The sequence below is a fragment of the Aquabacterium olei genome, assembly GCF_003100395.1.
GTDB lineage: Bacteria > Pseudomonadota > Gammaproteobacteria > Burkholderiales > Burkholderiaceae_C > Aquabacterium > Aquabacterium olei.
The window spans coordinates 2,266,433-2,283,844 of sequence record NZ_CP029210.1 but is presented as its reverse complement, the minus strand read 5'-3'; the positions used below and the strand labels follow the sequence as shown (position 1 = coordinate 2,283,844).

Here is a 17,412-nt window from a genome sequence, read left to right as displayed (position 1 = left end):
TCAGGGCTGGCTGGCCGATGATGCGGGCAGGGCCGGGGCGCGCTCGGGCGGCAGGGCCACCGCCAATCGGGCCGGCCAGGGCGTCTGACTGTCCACCCGCACATAGGCCATGCCGGGCATGCCGGTCTTCACCTGGTTGCGGTAGCGCGCCAACAGCGCCGGGTCGATGCGGGCGCGCACCTTGAAGACCAGCTTCTGGCGCTCGTCGTGCGTCTCGACCGTCTTGGGCGTGAACTGCGCGACGCTGGCCACGTACGACACCGACGCGGGGATCACATATTGCGGCGCGGCGTCGAGCACCAGCCGGGCTTCGGCGCCCAGGGCCAGGCGGCCTGCTGCGGCCTCGGGCAGGAAAAAGGTCATGTAGACGTCGCTGAGGTCGACCAGCGACAGCACCCGCGCACCGCCGCCCAGCACCTCGCCCGGTTGCGCAGCCTTGACCTGTACGCGGCCCCCGCGCGGGGCCCGCAACACCGTGTCGGCCAGATCGGCCTGCACGCGGGCCTCGGCAGCCTGGGCGGCCTCGATGGCCGAGCCGGCCTCGGCTCGCTGAGAGCGCAGCGTGGTCAGCGCCGCGCGGGCTTCGGCCACCTGTGAGCGCGCCGCACCCAGTGCGGCCCTTGCGCCTTCGTGCGCGGCCTGGGCCTGGTCCAGTTGCTGCGGCGGCAGAAAGCCCTTGGCCACCAGTTCGCGCGCGCGCTCCAGCTGTCGCGCCGCCAGCGACACCTCGGCCTGACGTTGCCCCACCACGGCTTCTGCCGTGGCAATCGCCTGCTGACGCTGCGCCTGCAAGGCCTCTGCGGTTTCCGCGGCCTGTCGGCTTTGGGCCAGTTGGGCCTGAGCGCGGCGCAGATCGGCCTGCAGCGTGTCGGTGTCCATCTCGGCCACCGCCTGGCCGGCTTCCACGTCGTCACCTTCCTGCACCAGCACCGCCTTCACGCGGCCCCCTGTGCGGGCAGCCACGTCGATCTCCGTGCCCTCGAGCCGGCCGTTGCCGCTCGCGATGCCGGCAGGCAGCGGCTCGGGTTGCAGCCCCTGCCAGGCTACAAAGCCCCCCACCACCACTGCGGCGGCAGCGCCCAAGGCAAGAATGCGAAGGCGGGAGCGAGGGGGCTGCGGACTGCTCATGGTGTTCTGGCGGGATGAGGGTTTGTCCCGTTTTTTAGCACGGTCGTGCGTCCTTGCCCATGACACCACGCAAGGTTGCCCGACCCCGTCCGGGGGAACCTTTGGCCCATCCGCGATACTCACTGACGATGGCCTCTGGTCGGCCAGACGCGTTGCGTTGACACGATGTTGCTTTCTGATCGCCTTCTGCCTGCCTCCACTGCCGGTTCGGCTGCCCGGCAGCCCGCCCCCCCGTCGGCGCCATGCCGTCGCAGCCTGACTGCCGTGGCCATGGCCGCCTGCCTGGCGCTGAGTGCACTGCAGCCGGTCGACGTGCGGGCGGCACCGGCGCGTGCCACGGCGTCCCGGACCTCGGCACCGGTGCTCGAAGCCCAGGTGGAGGGCATCTCGGCCTATCGCCTGGCCAACGGCCTGCAGGTGCTGCTGATTGCAGACGCGTCCAAACCCACCACCACGGTCAACATGACGTACCGGGTTGGATCGCGCCACGAGAACTACGGCGAAACCGGCATGGCGCACCTGCTCGAGCACATGCTGTTCAAGGGCACGCCGCGGCATCCCCAGGTCTGGAGCGAGTTCAACAAGCGGGGCTTCCGAGCCAACGGCAGCACCTGGTTCGATCGCACCAACTACTTCGCCAGCTTCTCGGCGAACGACGACAACCTGCGCTGGTACCTCGACTGGCAGGCCGATGCGATGGTCAACAGCTTCATCGCGCGCAAGGACCTCGACAGCGAGATGACGGTGGTGCGCAACGAGATGGAGATGGGGGAGAACAACCCCAGCCGCATCCTGTTCGAGAAGACGCTGGCCACCATGTACCAGTGGCACAACTACGGCAAATCCACCATCGGCGCCCGCACCGACGTCGAGGGCGTCGACATCGGCCAGCTGCAGGCGTTCTACCGGCGCCACTACCAGCCGGACAACGCCACGCTCATCATCTCGGGCAAGTTCGATCCGGCCAAGGTGCTGGGTTGGGTGCAGGCGTCATTCGGCCGCATCCCGAAGCCCACGCGCACGCTGTCCACCGACTACACGCTGGATCCGGTACAGGATGGCGAACGTGCCGTGACGCTGCGGCGCGTCGGCGGTGTGCCGCTGGTGTACGCGGGCTACCACGTCATGCCGGGCGCGCATGCCGACTATGCGGCCATCGAGTTGCTGTCCATCATCCTGGGTGACACCCCTTCCGGCCGACTGCACCGCGCCCTGACCGAGCAACAGCTGGCGGCCGGGGTGTTCGCCTTCTCCGAAGGACTGAAGGACCCCGGCTTCATGCTGCTGGGCGCGCAACTGGGCCCCGAGCAGGACGTCGCCGCCGCGCGCACCGCGCTCACGCAGGCGGTCGAGTCCTTCCGTTCGCAGCCCGTCACCGCGGAAGAGCTGGCCCGCGCCCGCGCCAAGTGGCTCAAGGCCTGGGATGCCGGCTTCTCCGATCCCCAGCACGTCGGTGTGGCCCTGTCCGAGGCGGTGGCCCAGGGCGACTGGCGGCTGTTCTTCCTCACGCGTGACCGGGTGAAGGCGATCTCGCTGGACGACGTGCAACGTGTGGCGCGCAGCGTCTTCCTGACGTCCAACCGGACGCTGGGCGAATACCACCCGACGGCCTCGCCCGAGCGGGCGCCTCAGCCTGTGGCGGTCGATGTGGCGCGCGAGTTGCGCAGCTTCAAGCCGCAGGTGGCCGAGGCCCAGGCGGAAGCCTTCGACGCCAGCCCCGCCAACATCGATGCCCGCACGCAGCGGTCCACGCTGCCCTCCGGCATGAATGTGGCGCTGCTGCCCAAGTCGACCCGGGGACAGGCCGTCAAGGCCAACCTGACGCTGCGCTTCGGTACGGCCGACACGCTGCGCGACTGGGATGTCACACCCGAGGCGCTGGCCGCCTTGCTCGACAAGGGCACCGCCGAACTGAGCCGACAGCAGTTCCAGGATCGGCTCGATGCTCTGCAGGCCGAGGTCGGTTTTGCGGCTGGCCCCGGGCAGATCCAGGTCAGCATGTCGACCCGTCGCGAGCATCTCCCCGAACTGGTGAAGCTGGTGTCGCAGGCGCTGCGTCGCCCGGCCCTGCCTGCGCCTTCGCTGGAAGAGGTGCGTCGCCAGGCGCTGGCCGCGGTGGCCGAGCAGCGCAAGGAGCCGGAAGCCCTGTTGCAGGAAGCCCTGGCGCGCCATGGCAACCCCTATCCGAAGGGCGACGTCCGGTATGCGCCGACATTTGCCGAAACCGAAAGCTGGTGGCGCGAACTGGCGCTCCAGCGTGTCCAGGAATTCCATCGGCGTTTTGTGTCAGCCAGCCACGCGCAATTTGCCGCGGTGGGCGATTTCGACGCGCAGGCGGTGTCACAGGCGCTTTCCGAGGGATTCGGGGATTGGCGCGGCGCAGAGCCGTTCGAGCGCGTGCCCGACCCGCTGGTGCCCCTTCCGGCCGCCAACCTGAAAATTGCCACGCCCGACAAGCAGAATGCCGCCATGTCCGTGCTGCTGCCCGTGCCGCTGCAGGACACCGATGCCGATTACCCGGCCTTCATGCTGGCCAATCACCTGCTCGGCTCGGGTGGCGATTCGCGGCTGTGGAACCGCATCCGCGAAAAGGATGGCCTGTCGTACAACGTCTACAGCGCGGTGCAATGGAACCCGCTGGAGCGCCATTCGGAATGGACCGCTGCCGCGATCTTCGCGCCGCAGAATCGCGACAGGGTGGAGGCGGCTTTCCGCGAGGAACTGACGCGTGCCCTGGCGCAAGGCTTCACCCAGGCCGAATTCGAGGCCGGCAAGCGCGGCTTGCTGAATTTCCGTCGCCTGGCGCGTGCGCAGGATGCGCGCCTGTCTGCCGCACTCGCATCCAACCTGTATCTCTCTCGCGGATTTGACGTGGCCGCGCGGGTGGACGCGCAACTCGAAGCCTTGACGCTCGACCAGGTGAACGCGGCATTGCGGCGTTACTTGAAACCGTCCGACCTTGTGATGGGGTGGGCCGGGGATTTCAAGGACGCTCGCCCGAAGCCCTGACGCCCGGGGTATCTCTGAACGAAAAAGCCGGCTCGAAGGCCGGCTTTTTCATTGAGGCGATGCAGCCCCAGCGGCGTCAGATCGCGAAATCTTCAAGCTTCTTGCCCGAGGCAATGGCGGCCTGAATCCACTTCGGCTGCAGGCCCCGACCCGTCCAGGTCTCGCCGGTGCTGGCATTGCGGTACTTCGGGGCCACCTTGCGGCCCGCCGTCGAGGATGTGCCATTGGCCTTGCTCGTCTTGCCGCCCAGGTCGGCCACCGTCAACTCATGCTCGGCCATCAGCGACTTGATTTGCGCAATCACACCAGAGCGTTCGGCACGACGCGCTTCCTGCAGTTGCTTTTCCAGTTCGGCGGCCTGGCGGGTCAGTTCATCACGTTTGGCGACGAGATCTTGGTACGTGCTCATGAGAGATTCCTTTGGTTTGGACGGGCGCTTTGATGGGTGCGGGGAGAGCGCTTGTGGCGTTCATTCTACCCACTCACCACCACCCGGACGATATAAGGATAACGCGACCCTCATTATCGTCTGCCCTACCTTCGGTAAATGAAGGTAATGTTCGGCGCGATCAAGCTCGCCCTGCAGCGGGCTTGCTCAGGGTTTCACCGACCTGAACTGCGCTGCGTCTCCAGACGAACGGCCTGACCGAGCTGAATGACCGCCAGGGCGTAGTAACTGGACTGGTTGTACCGCGTGACAGCGTAGAAATTGTCGGTTCCCGCCACCAGGGTGGGGGCGTCGCGGCCATTCTGCAGCAGCACCATGGCCAGTGCTCCGGGGTGCGCCTGGCCTTCCGGTGGCAGCGCGACCCCGAGTTCACCCATTTCACGTGCCGAGAAGGTCGGCTTGATATCCGGTGCCAACAGTTTGCCGAGGGCGTCCTGGTTTTGGGGGGGCTTCACATCAAAATGGCTGGCCCAGCCGGCCTTCCATCCGTGTCGGGCGAGGTAATGGCCCACACTGCCGATGGCATCAGCCGGGCTGCGCGAAAGGTCGATGCGCCCATCCCCATCGAAATCCACAGCGTACCGTCGGATCGAGCCCGGCATGAATTGAGGCAGTCCGATCGCACCGGCATAAGAACCGAGCACGGTTTCCGGTGCGGTGCCCTGTTCCTCGCAGAGTTTCAGGAACTGAGCCAGTTCGCTGCGGAAATAGGCGCTGCGATCGCTGCGTCCCTTGGGGAAATCGAGGCTGAGGGTGGCCAGCACGTCCAGCACGCGAAACTGCCCGGTCTGTCGGCCATAAATGGTTTCGACGCCCAGCACACCCGCGATGACTTCGGCAGGTACCCCGTACAGGGTCTCGGCACGCTGCAGTGTCGCTTCGTGCTGGCGCCAGAAGGCGACGCCGGCGCGGATGCGGATCGGCTCCACGAAGCGGCTGCGGTAGGCGGCCCAGTTCTTCGGCGTTCCAGCCGGGGGCGGCATCATCAGGCGGGCCACGGCGGCCCGGTAACGGGCCCCGGCCAGCGCCCGCGCGGTCCATGCCGGGTTCAGACCGTGTTCCTGTGCGATGCGCTCGGCGAGGGCGCGAGCGTCTGCGCGGTCTGCGTAACTCGTCGCGTCGCTGGGCGGTACGTCGGGCAAGGAGGCGGGTGGGGCCGGGGGCTGAGGCGCGGCCGCCGGCGCGGTGTGGGCCTGCTCGACGGGGTGATCGGTGCCCGCCCGGGCCGTTTGCGAAGCGGGGCTTGCACTCGGGATGGCGTCGGGCGCTGGGGCATGTGTGCCGCAGGCGGTGAGCGCCAGGCTCATCAGCAAGGCAGGTGCAGGTCGGGCGCGCACGGCGGAGAACAGCAGGTCAGCAGGAAAACGGGGCACTGGGAGGGCAGAGGACGAGTGACAGCGCGCAGTGTGCCTGATCAGCGTGGTGCCCCGGTCCCGCCAGGGTGCGGCGCGTTGCGACGGCTGTCACGCCATTGCCGGATCAGCCTGCGCAAGGCTCGCTGTTCGATGCGCAGTCGGGAGGGGGCCTGTGGTGCCGCGCCATAGTGCAAGGCGTCCAGCGCGCGCAGGCGTTCGGCAAGCGCGCCAGCCGCCGCCCGCTCCGTCTCGCTCGTCTGCCTGGGGCCTTGCAGGGTGGCCTCCACCAGGCGGGCCCAGGTCAGCGGTGAGGGGGCGGCCGGGCTGCCTGCAGGCGGATGCAGGCCTGCGCGCGCCAGGTGGCTCGCCAGCTGCTGCAAGGTGTGCTGCCATGCCGAGGCGCGCCGGGTCGGGTGCTGCCACAGCATCCACGCCACGCCCATGAGGCTGCCGACGGCCAGTGCCAGCCCGGCGAGCCGCAGCAGGTCGGTGCTGTCCGGCGCATCCCAGCCCGCGTTCTTCAGCAGGTCGAATTGCTTCTGGCGGTCGTAGCCTTGCACCCACATGTTCCAACGATGGCGTGCCGCGTCCATGGCGGCACGGGCCTGGCGCACCCAGTCCGGTGCCATGGTGGCCAGTGGGCCTGCCTGGCCCACCGGCGTGTTCAGCAGGCGGCGAGGGCGCTCCACGCGGTCCGGTGCCACGGCGGCGGTCGGGTCCACGCGCGTCCATCCCTGGCCGGGCAACCAGACCTCGGCCCACGCGTGTGCGTCGCGGTTGCGCACCTCGTACAGGCCATCCACCGGGTTGCGCTCGGCTCCCTGAAAGCCCGTCACCACCCGTGCCGGCACGTCCATGGCGCGCATGACCACGACGAAAGCAGCGGCGAAATGCTCGCAGAAACCAGCACGCCGACGCAGCCAGAAGGTGTCCACCGGGTCGGGCAGGCGGCCCGCAGCGTCCGGCTCGTCCACGCCCGGTGCGAGCGTATAGCTGTAGCCACCCGTGCGAATGTGACGCAGCACGGCCTGCACCCGCGCGGGCACACCCGCCTGCTGCAGTTCGGCTTGACGATGAAGGGCCTGCGCCCAGGCCACGGTCTCGTCCGCGTGGCCAGCCGGTAGCGCAAGCCAGGTGCGCAGCATCGGGTCGTCGTCATCCAGCAGGGGGCGCCAGGCAGGGCGCGCCTGTGCGGCCACGGTGATGCGGTCTTTGGGCGTGCGGCCCAGGCTCCACTCCATGCCCAGGCGGCGGGGCGGCGGCAGCGTGGCCGGTGAGGTCACGCGGGCATTCACGGTGCCCTCGAGCAGTGGCAGTGTCGGCAGGCTCAAAGCCTCCAGCGTGATGCTGTAGACCCATGCTGCGCGCGCATCGGCAGCCGGGCCCATCGCCGGACGCCAGCGCTGCGGCGCTTCGGCCGGCAGGCTGCGCCATGTCTGGCCGTCGAACAGGTCCAGCACCGGTCCGCGAAAGTACAGCGCGCGCGGCGGGGGCGGCTCGCCTTCGAAGCGCACGCGCATCGCGATGGTGTCGTCCTGCGCCAGCTCCGCCACATGGCCCAGTTCCATCTGGTCCGACAGACCGGTTCGCGCGCCCGCGTCGTTCGGCAACGACCACAAGGGCCCGAATCGCGGGAAGAAGAGGTACAGGACCACCGCCAGTGGCAGCCCCCACAGCAACGCCCGGCCTGCTTCGCCCATCGCCTCGCGGAGCGGAGGGCGGCCCAATGGCCGCTGGGCCAGCACGAGGCTGGTCAGCAGCCCGAGCAGGGCCACCGTCATCAACAGCGCATTCAGCGGGCCCTGGTCGTGCAGGAACTGCGTCAGGATCAGGAAAAAGCCCAGCGACGTGACGACAAAGGCATCGCGCCGCGCCCGCAGCTCCAGCGTCTTGAGACCCGCCAGCAGCGTGACCAGCGTGACGCCCGCGGCGCGGCCCAGCAGCGACTGGAAGGTCAGCAAGGTGGCCCCCACACTGAGTGCCAGCGCCAGCAACAACACCCAGCGCGGCGGCAGGGGCGCGTCACGCCATGCGATCCACGCGCGCCAGCCGATGGCGCCTGCGGTGCCCGCCAGGCACCACCAGGGCAGCCGCCCCACATGCGGCGCGATGGTGAGCGCCAGAACCGCCAGCAGCCACAGGGTGTCTCGGCCCTCCCGGGTGAGGCCGCTGCGCGAGGGAAGGGCACTCATGCCTGCCCCTCGCATTCGGCCAGCGCATCTAGACAGTGCCTCAGGTGAGCGGCACTGCGCCCCGCTTCCACCCGCCGATCGGGCAGCTGAAGGCCGTACTGCAGCGCCTGGCCTTCCAGCGCTTCCGCCTCATGCAGCCACGCTGCCAGGCGGCTGAGGCGCGCCTCGTGCGCCAGTCCGGCCAGCCCGGGGCTGCGGGCGTAGTCCAGCCACAGCGTGTGGCTGCGCTCGGGCAGGCGCTCGCGGCTCACCAGGGTGTCCCCGCCACTGGATTTTTTCCAGGCAATCCAGTGCATCGGATCACCGCGCTGGTAGGCCCGCAAGCCCTCCGGCGTGGCTTGCTGGTCCACCTCACGGGCCAGTCCACCGTTGTCTGCGGCGCCCGCCGTCATCTGACTCTGTACCGGCGGTGCGTGGGCGTCGATTGCCGGCCAGATCAGCACGGTGCTGGCTGGCCGCCACCATGCCCACACACGGAAGAGCCCGAGCGGGTAACGGCTTTCGATGCCGATGCGGGGCAGAGCGTGTCTTCCGCGCGCGGGCGCTGGCACATCCAGCTCGACCCACTGCGCCGCACCCGGCGCCACTTCGACCTCCAGCGCCGGCGCGTCGGCTTCGCCGTCCTGGGCCTGCAGCCTCAGGCCATGGCGTCCACGGCGTTGTGCGCCGCCGTCCAGGGTCAGCGTCAGCGTCAGTGCTTCGCCCGCATGCGTGCTGGGCGGTGGGTGCAGGGTCATCGTCATGCCCTGCAGATTGCCGTGCGTTTGATGGAGCCCGGCCAGCGCCGCGCCGGTCAACGCAAAGGCCAGCGCGTACCCCAGGTTGACCTGCTCGTTGACCGAGGCCAGCAGCAGCACCAGCGTGACCACGGCCAGCGACCAGCCAGCCCGGCTCGGCAGGATGTAGAGATTGCGGTGCGTGAGCGTGAGCCGGTCGGTGCGTGGCAGGCGCGACACCCACCAGTGCGTCCAGCGCGTGCGCATGCGCGGCAAGGGCCCGGGCGCGGCAGGCTTCATGGGAGCGGCACGGCCTCCAGCAGGGCGCGCGCCTGGGCGGTGGCACTGCGCCCCGAGCGGGGCAAGGGCGTCAGCCGGTGCGCCACGGCGGGCACCCACAGCTGCTGAATGTCTTCCGGCGAGACGTGTCCGCGACCCGACACCAGGGCCCGGGCGCGCGCCAGGCGCAGCAGCGACAAGCCGGCCCGCGGGCTGAGGCCCTGCGCACACCACTGGCCGTCGCGGGTGGCGGCCAGCAGCGCCTGCAGGTAGTCCAGCAGGCTGCCAGACACGTGGACGTCGTGCACACGCGCCTGCCATTGCTGCCATTCCGACAGGCTCATGACCGGGGGCAGGTGCTGCAACGCCTCGCGGCGGTCCTCTCCGGCCAGCAGCGCGCGCTCGGCGGCCGGCGCCGGATAGCCCAGCGACAACCGCATGGCAAACCGATCCAGCTGCGACTCGGGCAACGGGTGCGTGCCGAGTTGCTCGCCGGGGTTCTGCGTGGCAATCACGAAGAAGGGCGAGGGCAGAGCCCGGGTCACGCCGTCCACGGACACCTGGCGTTCTTCCATCGCTTCCAGCAACGCGCTCTGCGTGCGGGGGCCCGCGCGGTTGATCTCGTCGGCGAGCAGCACCTGCGAGAACACCGGCCCCGGGTGGAACACGAAGCGATCCTGTTGCCGTTCGTACACGCTCACGCCGATCAGGTCGGAGGGCAGCAGGTCGGATGTGAACTGCACCCGGGCGAACTGCAGCCCCAGCGAGCGCGCCAGCGCATGAGACAGCGTCGTCTTGCCCACGCCTGGCACGTCCTCGATCAGCAGGTGTCCCGAGGCCAGCAGACAGATGACGGCCAGCGTCACCTGTTCCCGTTTGCCGACCACGATCGTGCTAACCTGATCGACGAGGCCTGAGAGTGAAGAAGAGGACGGCGGCATGGCGGCGCCCGCGCCCGGCCGAGCAGCGGACAGTGTGTCGTTGCGGAGCATGCCCGGACCATACCCCAAAGCACGCAGGCTTGCAGACCGAGAGAGACCCATGGCAACCGGCTATTTTTCTCACCCCGACTGCCTGGCCCACGAGATGGGCACAGGCCACCCGGAGTGTCCGCAGCGCATCAGCGCCATCGAGGACCAGTTGCGTGCACAGGGCCTGGACGCCCTGCTGCAGCGAGAAGAGGTGCCCCTGGCCTCGAACAACGACCTCGCGCTGGCGCACGACCTCAACTACGTGCTGACCCTGGACGACTTCCTGCAACAGCTCGAAGCCACCGGCGACACCCGCGCGCTCGACCCCGACACCTGGGCCTGCCCGGGCACCCGTTCGGCGGCGTGGCGGGCAGCCGGTGCCGCCGTGGCCGCCACCGACGCCGTGCTCGACGGTCGCCTGAGCAACGCCTTCTGCGCCGTGCGCCCGCCAGGCCACCACGCGATGCACAACCAGACCATGGGGTTCTGCTTCTTCAACAACGTGGCGGTGGCCGTGCGGCACGCGCTCGATGTGCGCGGACTGCAGCGTGTGGCCGTGGTTGACTTCGACGTGCACCATGGCAACGGCACCGAAGACATCCTGACCGGCGATGACCGGGTGCTGATGGTCAGCTTCTTCCAGCACCCGTTCTACCCGTACAGCGGCGCCGACAGTCGGGCGGGCAACATGGTGAACGTGCCACTGCCCGCGCGCACCGATGGCGCCACCGTGCGCGACGTGGTCGACTCCTACTGGATGTACCGTCTCGAGGATTTCCGCCCCGAAATGATCTTCATCTCGGCCGGCTTCGACGGTCATCGCGAGGACGAGATGGGCGGCATGGGCCTGGTCGAGGCCGACTACGCCTGGATCACTGCCCGCATTCTGGATGTGGCACGCCGTTTCTGCGAAGGGCGGGTCGTGTCCTGCCTGGAAGGGGGCTACAACCTCAGCGCGCTGGGCCGAAGCGTGGCCGCCCACGTGCGCACCCTGATCGAAGAACGCTGACGCGCCGCCTGCCACACCTTCCGTTTTCACCGTGTTCAACACCCTGACTGTCCAGACCCTCGCCACCTCTTCCGCCAGCGCCGCCGACCATGCCGCCCACCTGTGGCGCCCCGGCGAGTTCAACCAGCTCTGGTCGCAACTGAATCAGCCGACCGCGTTGGCCGAACTGGCCGTGCTGTTCGGCTGCCTGGGCATGTCATGGTTGCTGGTGCGCCTGTGGCGTGGCCGGCAGGTCGACCCCTCCTCGGTGTGGTTCGGCCGCAAGGTGTTTGATGGCGTGCTGTTTCCTCTGCTCGCGCTGATCCTGGCCGTCGGCGTGCGCCGCATCCTGCAGGACGAGATGCCCCTGGCCGTGTTCCGCATTGCGGTACCCGTGCTCGTGTCGCTTGCGGTGATCCGCCTCACGGTCAAGGTGCTGGGCGCTGCGTTTCCCGCCTCGCAGACGGTCCGGGTGGTGGAGCGCACCGTCTCGTGGGTGGCCTGGCTCGGCATGGTGCTGTGGGTCACCGGCGTGCTGCCGCTGCTCATCGACGAGATGGACCGCCTCACGTGGAAACTCGGCGGCAGTCGGGTCAGCCTGCTGAGCCTGGTTCAGGGCGTGCTGAGCGCCATCGTGGTGCTCATCCTCTCGCTGTCATTGTCGGCTGCCATCGAGTCGAGGTTGCTCAAGGGCGCCACCGACAACCTGTCCCTGCGCAAGATTGCGTCCAATGCCATCCGGGCGGTCCTGCTCGCGTGCGGCCTGCTGGTCGCGCTGTCGGCGGCGGGCATCGATCTCACGGCCTTGTCGGTGCTGGGCGGCGCCATTGGTGTCGGCCTCGGTTTCGGCCTGCAGAAGCTGGCAGCCAACTACGTCAGCGGCTTCGTCATCCTGGCCGAGCGCAGCCTGCGCATCGGTGATCTGGTGCGCGTCGACAACTTCGAAGGCCGCATCACCGACATCAACACCCGCTACACCGTGCTGCGCGCGGCCAACGGACGCGAATCCATCGTGCCCAACGAGTTGCTGATCACCCAGCGCGTCGAGAACGCCTCGCTGGCCGACCCCGATCTGATGCTCAGCACGGTGGTGCAGGTCGGCTATGGCACCGACCTCGCCACGCTGATGCCGGACATCGTCGCCACCGTGGCGGCGATCTCTCGCGTGCTCGACACCCCGCGGCCTCAGGTGTTCCTGACCGCCTTTGCCGCCGACGGGCTCGAGCTCACGATCAACTTCTGGGTGGGCGACCCGGAGAACGGGCAGATGAACCTGCGTTCCGAGGTGAATCTGGCCCTGCTGAGCCTGTTCAACCGCCTCGGCGTGGAGATCCCGTTCCCGCAACGGGTGGTTCACGCCGCGCCGGCGGCTTGAGTTATCCTCGACAGCAACCGCGGGCCTGGCCCGTCACCCCTGTTTCCCGACCCGAAGACACCAGCGTGCAGCCTGTTTCCAGCAAAGCGCAGCAGGGCGATCCCACCGCCCACGCCAACGATCGCCACCTCGACGACGACGAGCCGCCGCGCCGTCCGCGCAAGGGCATCTACATTCTGCCCAACCTGTTCACGCTGGCCGCGCTGTTCGGCGGGTTCTACGGCATCGTCATGGCCATGAACGGCCAGTTCGAGCAGGCGGCCGTGGGCATCTTCTGTGCCATGGTGCTCGACAGCCTGGATGGTCGCGTGGCCCGCATGACGAACACGCAGAGCAGTTTCGGCGAGCAGATGGACAGCCTGTCAGACATGGTGTCCTTCGGGGCCGCACCGGCCCTGATCGCCTATGAATGGGCGCTGAAGGACCTGGGCAAGTACGGCTGGATCGCCGCCTTTGTGTACTGCTCGGGCGCCGCATTGCGGCTGGCGCGCTTCAACACCAACATCGCCGTGGTCGACAAGCGCTTCTTCCAGGGGCTGCCCAGCCCGGCCGCAGCCGCCCTGGTCATGGGCCTGATCTGGGTCGTCACCGACATGGGCGAGACCGCCTTCAGCCTGCCCGGCATGGTCTGGCTGACCTTTGCCATGACGCTGTACGCGGGCCTGACGATGGTCACCAATATCCCGTTCTACAGCTTCAAGGACGTGAACTTCCGGCGCTCGGTGCCCTTCATCGCCATTGTGGCCATTGCGCTGGGCATCTCGGTGATCACCATCCATCCGCCCATCGTGCTGTTCGGTGTGTTCATGCTGTACGGCCTGTCGGGCTATGGCGTGTACGTCTGGAAGCGCATGAAGGGCCGTCCGGTCAGCGTCATCTCGACGTCCACCGACGAGCCAGATGAAGAAGGACTGCATCGCTGAGCGACGCCGTTGCATCGGGCCTGCGTGCTATATTTTGAAACGCACCTGACACCCCACAGACCACGGCCCGCCAAGCGCTTCTTGCGGGCCGTTTCGTTTGGCGACCGTGCCTTCGCGCGCGGGGCTCGCCGTCCCCAGGTGCCCGACCCACGGAGAAGACCATGACCGACAAGCTGATCATTTTCGACACCACCCTGCGCGATGGCGAGCAATCGCCCGGCGCCTCGATGACGCGGGATGAAAAGCTGCGCATCGCACGCCAGCTCGAGCGGCTGAAGGTCGATGTGATCGAGGCCGGTTTCGCGGCGTCTTCCAACGGCGATTTCGAGGCCATCAAGTCGATCGCCGATGTCATCAAGGACTCTACCGTCTGCTCGCTGGCCCGGGCCAACGACCGCGACATCAGCCGTGCAGCCGAAGCGTTGAAGGGCGCCAATTCGTGGCGCATCCACACCTTCATCGCGACCAGCGCCCTCCACATGGAGAAGAAGCTGCGCATGTCGCCGGAGCAGGTGCTCGAGCAGGCGAAGCAGTCGGTGCGTTTTGCCCGCAACCTGACGTCGGACGTCGAGTTCTCGGCCGAAGACGGCTACCGCTCCGACCTCGATTTCCTGGCTCGCGTGTGCGAGGCGGTGATCAATGAAGGCGCGACCACCATCAACATCCCCGACACCGTCGGCTACGCCATCCCCGAGCTGTACGGCAACTTCATCCGCGACCTGCGTCAGAAGGTGCCCAACGCCGACAAGGCCATCTGGTCGGTGCACTGCCACAACGACCTGGGCATGGCCGTGGCGAATTCGCTGGCCGGCGTGAAGATCGGTGGCGCACGTCAGGTCGAATGCACGATCAACGGTCTAGGTGAACGTGCCGGCAACTGCGCGCTGGAAGAAGTCGTCATGGCCGTCAAGACGCGGCGCGACTACTTCGGCCTGGAGGTCGGCATCGAGACGCAGCAGATCATGCCGGCCTCGCGCCTGGTCTCGCAGACGACCGGTTTCGTCGTGCAGCCCAACAAGGCCGTGGTGGGCGCCAATGCGTTCGCGCATGCGTCCGGCATTCACCAGGACGGCGTGCTCAAGGCCCGCGACACCTACGAAATCATGCGCGCCGAAGACGTGGGTTGGGCTGCCAACAAGATCGTGCTGGGCAAGCTCTCGGGCCGCAATGCCTTCAAGCAGCGCCTGCAGGAACTCGGCATCGACCTCGACTCCGAGACCGAAATCAATGCCGCGTTCGCCAAGTTCAAGGAACTGGCCGACCGCAAGAGCGAGATCTTCGACGAGGACATCATCGCGCTGGTGGGTGACGAGAGCGTGACCAGCGAGCAGGAGCACTACCGCCTGATCGCGCTGGCGCAGCGCTCCGAAATGGGCGAGCGCCCGCATGCCAGCGTCGTGTTTGCCGCGGGTACGGCCGAGCACCGCAGTGAGGCCGAGGGCAATGGCCCGGTCGATGCGAGCCTCAAGGCGATCGAGGCTGTCGTGAAAAGTGGCGCTGAAATTCTCCTGTACTCGGTGAATGCCATCACCTCGGGAAGCACAGAATCGCAAGGTGAGGTGACGGTGCGCCTGCAGCACGGCGGTCGCGTTGTCAACGGGGTGGGCGCCGACCCCGACATCGTCGTGGCTTCGGCCAAGGCCTATCTGGCGGCGCTCAACAAGCTGCACAGCAAGGCCGAACGCGTGGCCGCGCAGGGGTGACAGGTCTCCACGAGGGCCTGTCTCGCCAGGCCACTTGATAAAAGGCGCGTAAGTCTTTGATCTTGCGCGTTTTTTATTTACACTTCGTGGAGACGAAAGGGCGGTAACCGTGATCTGCTTCAAATGGAACAAAAACTGGCTGACAGCAGTGCTGGTGTCGATCTTCGCCATCGGTCTCTCGACGTCTGCGCTGGCGGCTGAAAAGACGGCTCGCGGCAGCAAGACGAAGGTGAGCGCCAAGTCGGCTGCGCGCGCCAAGGCCGATGCCCCGTCCCGTTCCAGCAAGGTGGCCAAGGCGGCCGCCCGTCCGGCAGGCAAGGCCACCAGAACGGCCCGCGCCGGCAAGTCGACATCGCGCCAGGTGGCTCTGGCTGAGCCGCGCCGCAAGGGCGCGCGCGCCAGCCGCGAAGACACACGCCGCGGCACCAAGCTCGCCAAAGCGTCTGCTCCGCAGCGCACCGTGGTCGCCCGTTCCGAGCCCGTGGCTCCGGCGCGCGTGGTGCCTGTGTCCGTCCGCGCTTCGTCGCTCGTCCCGCGTGCGCTCCCGGGCGCCAGCATGGCGGCGGCGTCCGGCGCGTCGGGTGCTTCCTTCGGGCAGTTGTACGGCCTGCACCAGACGCCGGACCCGCTGGAGCTGAAGTCCAGCGTCGCGCTCGTCATGGACCAGGACACCAACGAGGTGCTGCTGGCCAAGAACTCTGAAGCCGTGCTGCCGATCGCCTCGCTCACCAAGCTGATGACCGCGCTGGTCACGGTCGAGGCGCGCTTGTCGATGGACGAGCAGGTCACCATCACGGTCGACGACATCGACACCGAGAAGAACAGCAGCTCGCGCCTTGCCGTGGGCGCCACGCTGACCCGTGGCGAGCTGCTGCACCTGGCGCTGATGGCCTCCGAGAACCGTGCGGCGCACGCGCTCGGTCGCAGCTATCCCGGCGGCCTGCGCGCTTTCGTCAGCGCCATGAACACCAAGGCGCGCCTGCTGGGCATGGGCGACACCCGCTACGTTGAGCCGACCGGGCTCAGCAGCCAGAACCAGTCGAGCGCCAAGGATCTGGCCTCGCTGGCCAAGGCCGCTTACCAGCACCCGTTGATCCGGGATCTGTCCACCTCGCGCGAGTACGCTGCCCGCGTGGGCGCGCGCACGGTGCAGTTCCACAACACCAACGGGCTGATCCGCAACCCGAGCTGGGACATTGGCCTGCAGAAGACCGGCTACATCGTCGAAGCGGGCCGTTGTCTGGTGATGCAGGCCAGCATGGCGGGTCGCAAGCTGATTCTGGTGTTCCTGGATTCGGCCGGCCGTTACTCGCGTCTGGCGGATGCCGAGCGCGTGCGCCGCTGGCTGGAACGTGCCACCACCTCGTCGGTGGGGCCGTCGCCTGAAGTCACGGCCCGTGCGCCCGGCAAGCTGACGTCCTGAGGTTTTTTCCTCGCGGGGCACAGACAAGAAAGCCTCCCGACGGGAGGCTTTTTGCTGGGCGGTCCGGCCTGTCTCGTCAGCGGTGGGTCCAGCCCAGGCTGGCCGAAATGCGGGCCGCGGTGTGCTTGAGGGCATCCTGCCAATCCTGCCCGAAGCGGGCCACCGGCGCGTTGAGCACCAGCGCGGCGCAGACCCGGCCCTGGTCGTCGTACACCGGCGCGGCGGCCAGTTGCAGCAACGGGTCCGGGCTGTCGCTGTCGAGCGCCAGACCTTGCTGACGGATGGCGGCAAGCTCCGCCTGCAGCGACTCCAGCCGCAGGCCCTGGGCCGCAGCCAGCACCTGCAGCACCGTGGTCGAATCCTGCAGCATCAACAGTTTGCCGGCCGCATGGCTTGCCAGCGGCACGCGCAGCCCCATCACGCGCGTCACCTGCACGCCCGAGCGCTCCGACACCGTACGCTCGACGCACAAAGCATCGTCATCCTGGCGAACAAACAGCGACACGGTGTGCCCGGTCTGGCGGTGCAACTCCTGCATCGGGCGCACGGCGAGTTCCCGGACGTCAAGGCGCGCGCGGACCTGGTTGCCCAGTGCCAGCAGGCGCAGTCCCAGGCGGTAGGCCCCGGGGCCCGAGCGCTCGACCATGCCCCCGACGGCGAGGTCATTGAGAATGCGGTGTGCGGTGGAAGGGTGCAGGCCCGTCTGCTCGCTGATGGACTTCAAGGAGACGGAGTCGCCCTCGTGGGCAAGGGTGTCGAGCAGGGAGAACATCCTGCTGAGCACCTGGATGGACGTGGACGCAGCACTCGATTCGCTCATGGGGTTTTCCTGTGCGGGAGGCCGTTTCGGTGAACGGGATGGCTGCTCAATCGGCGAAATAATCCTGCACTTGAGGGCATTT

The 17,412-nt window shown here is 68.0% G+C and carries 13 protein-coding genes; 6 read left to right on the top strand and 7 right to left on the bottom strand.

The window, feature by feature from the left end; translation table 11 throughout:
* Entirely contained in the window at positions 1-1,128 is a 1,128-nt protein-coding gene (locus DEH84_RS10285; RefSeq protein WP_109036774.1) for an HlyD family secretion protein, read from the bottom strand.
* Between the two features lie 165 nt (positions 1,129-1,293).
* Here DEH84_RS10285 and DEH84_RS10280 point away from each other — a divergent pair, with 165 nt between their 5' ends.
* Positions 1,294-4,137: a M16 family metallopeptidase gene (locus tag DEH84_RS10280; protein ID WP_245932556.1), complete on the top strand. Its 2,844-nt coding sequence runs from the start codon at positions 1,294-1,296 to the stop codon at positions 4,135-4,137.
* Between the two features lie 76 nt (positions 4,138-4,213).
* On the opposite strand, the gene DEH84_RS10275 is transcribed toward DEH84_RS10280, so the two are convergent.
* The 5 genes from DEH84_RS10275 to DEH84_RS10255 form a co-directional block, all read right to left on the bottom strand.
* A complete protein-coding gene (locus tag DEH84_RS10275; protein WP_109036772.1) occupies positions 4,214-4,546 on the bottom strand; it encodes an H-NS histone family protein in 333 nt (110 codons plus the stop codon).
* A gap of 194 nt (positions 4,547-4,740) precedes the next feature.
* On the bottom strand, positions 4,741-5,727 hold the full coding sequence (mltB, locus tag DEH84_RS10270) for a lytic murein transglycosylase B (RefSeq protein ID WP_245932555.1): 987 nt from the start codon (positions 5,725-5,727) through the stop codon (positions 4,741-4,743).
* Between the two features lie 272 nt (positions 5,728-5,999).
* Positions 6,000-8,132 (bottom strand): transglutaminase TgpA family protein, encoded by a 2,133-nt coding sequence (locus tag DEH84_RS10265; RefSeq protein ID WP_109036771.1) that lies wholly within the window; start codon positions 8,130-8,132, stop codon positions 6,000-6,002.
* Positions 8,129-9,148 carry a DUF58 domain-containing protein gene (locus DEH84_RS10260; RefSeq protein WP_109036770.1) on the bottom strand — a complete coding sequence of 340 codons (1,020 nt, stop codon included), beginning with the start codon at positions 9,146-9,148 and terminating at the stop codon, positions 8,129-8,131. The genes DEH84_RS10265 and DEH84_RS10260 overlap by 4 nt, the downstream gene beginning before the upstream one ends.
* On the bottom strand, positions 9,145-10,068 hold the full coding sequence (locus tag DEH84_RS10255) for an AAA family ATPase (RefSeq protein ID WP_109038323.1): 924 nt from the start codon (positions 10,066-10,068) through the stop codon (positions 9,145-9,147). Before DEH84_RS10255 ends, DEH84_RS10260 begins: the two co-directional genes overlap by 4 nt.
* Positions 10,069-10,168: 100 nt before the next feature.
* Here DEH84_RS10255 and DEH84_RS10250 point away from each other — a divergent pair, with 100 nt between their 5' ends.
* The 5 genes from DEH84_RS10250 to pbpG all read left to right on the top strand — a co-directional run bounded on the left by DEH84_RS10250 (position 10,169) and on the right by pbpG (position 16,510).
* The gene (locus tag DEH84_RS10250; protein ID WP_109036769.1) at positions 10,169-11,107 is read left to right on the top strand and encodes a histone deacetylase family protein; all 939 of its coding nucleotides are present in this window, start codon (positions 10,169-10,171) and stop codon (positions 11,105-11,107) included.
* A 31-nt stretch (positions 11,108-11,138) separates the two neighbouring features.
* On the top strand, positions 11,139-12,461 hold the full coding sequence (locus DEH84_RS10245) for a mechanosensitive ion channel family protein (RefSeq protein ID WP_342755617.1): 1,323 nt from the start codon (positions 11,139-11,141) through the stop codon (positions 12,459-12,461).
* A 167-nt stretch (positions 12,462-12,628) separates the two neighbouring features.
* Positions 12,629-13,384, top strand: coding sequence for a CDP-diacylglycerol--serine O-phosphatidyltransferase (gene pssA / locus DEH84_RS10240; protein WP_245932769.1), 756 nt, complete (start codon positions 12,629-12,631; stop codon positions 13,382-13,384).
* A gap of 161 nt (positions 13,385-13,545) precedes the next feature.
* Positions 13,546-15,087 carry a 2-isopropylmalate synthase gene (locus DEH84_RS10235; protein ID WP_109036767.1) on the top strand — a complete coding sequence of 514 codons (1,542 nt, stop codon included), beginning with the start codon at positions 13,546-13,548 and terminating at the stop codon, positions 15,085-15,087.
* A 361-nt stretch (positions 15,088-15,448) separates the two neighbouring features.
* Positions 15,449-16,510 carry a D-alanyl-D-alanine endopeptidase gene (pbpG, locus tag DEH84_RS10230; RefSeq protein WP_425429010.1) on the top strand — a complete coding sequence of 354 codons (1,062 nt, stop codon included), beginning with the start codon at positions 15,449-15,451 and terminating at the stop codon, positions 16,508-16,510.
* 76 nt (positions 16,511-16,586) lie between these two features.
* Here the strand turns inward: pbpG and DEH84_RS10225 are convergent, their stop codons facing one another.
* The gene (locus DEH84_RS10225; RefSeq protein WP_109036766.1) at positions 16,587-17,330 is read right to left on the bottom strand and encodes an IclR family transcriptional regulator; all 744 of its coding nucleotides are present in this window, start codon (positions 17,328-17,330) and stop codon (positions 16,587-16,589) included.
* Positions 17,331-17,412: the final 82 nt, after the last annotated feature.

Excerpts from the sequence above, each read along its gene's own strand:
- DEH84_RS10285 (WP_109036774.1), bottom strand. The coding sequence starts at position 1,128 with ATGAGCAGTCCGCAGCCCCCTCGCTCCCGCCTTCGCATTCTTGCCTTG.
- DEH84_RS10275 (WP_109036772.1), bottom strand. The coding sequence starts at position 4,546 with ATGAGCACGTACCAAGATCTCGTCGCCAAACGTGATGAACTGACCCGC.
- DEH84_RS10265 (WP_109036771.1), bottom strand. The coding sequence starts at position 8,132 with ATGAGTGCCCTTCCCTCGCGCAGCGGCCTCACCCGGGAGGGCCGAGAC.
- DEH84_RS10250 (WP_109036769.1), top strand. The coding sequence starts at position 10,169 with ATGGCAACCGGCTATTTTTCTCACCCCGACTGCCTGGCCCACGAGATG.
- DEH84_RS10255 (WP_109038323.1), bottom strand. The coding sequence starts at position 10,068 with ATGCCGCCGTCCTCTTCTTCACTCTCAGGCCTCGTCGATCAGGTTAGC.
- DEH84_RS10225 (WP_109036766.1), bottom strand. The coding sequence starts at position 17,330 with ATGAGCGAATCGAGTGCTGCGTCCACGTCCATCCAGGTGCTCAGCAGG.
- DEH84_RS10235 (WP_109036767.1), top strand. The coding sequence starts at position 13,546 with ATGACCGACAAGCTGATCATTTTCGACACCACCCTGCGCGATGGCGAG.
- DEH84_RS10280 (WP_245932556.1), top strand. The coding sequence starts at position 1,294 with ATGTTGCTTTCTGATCGCCTTCTGCCTGCCTCCACTGCCGGTTCGGCT.
- DEH84_RS10260 (WP_109036770.1), bottom strand. The coding sequence starts at position 9,148 with ATGAAGCCTGCCGCGCCCGGGCCCTTGCCGCGCATGCGCACGCGCTGG.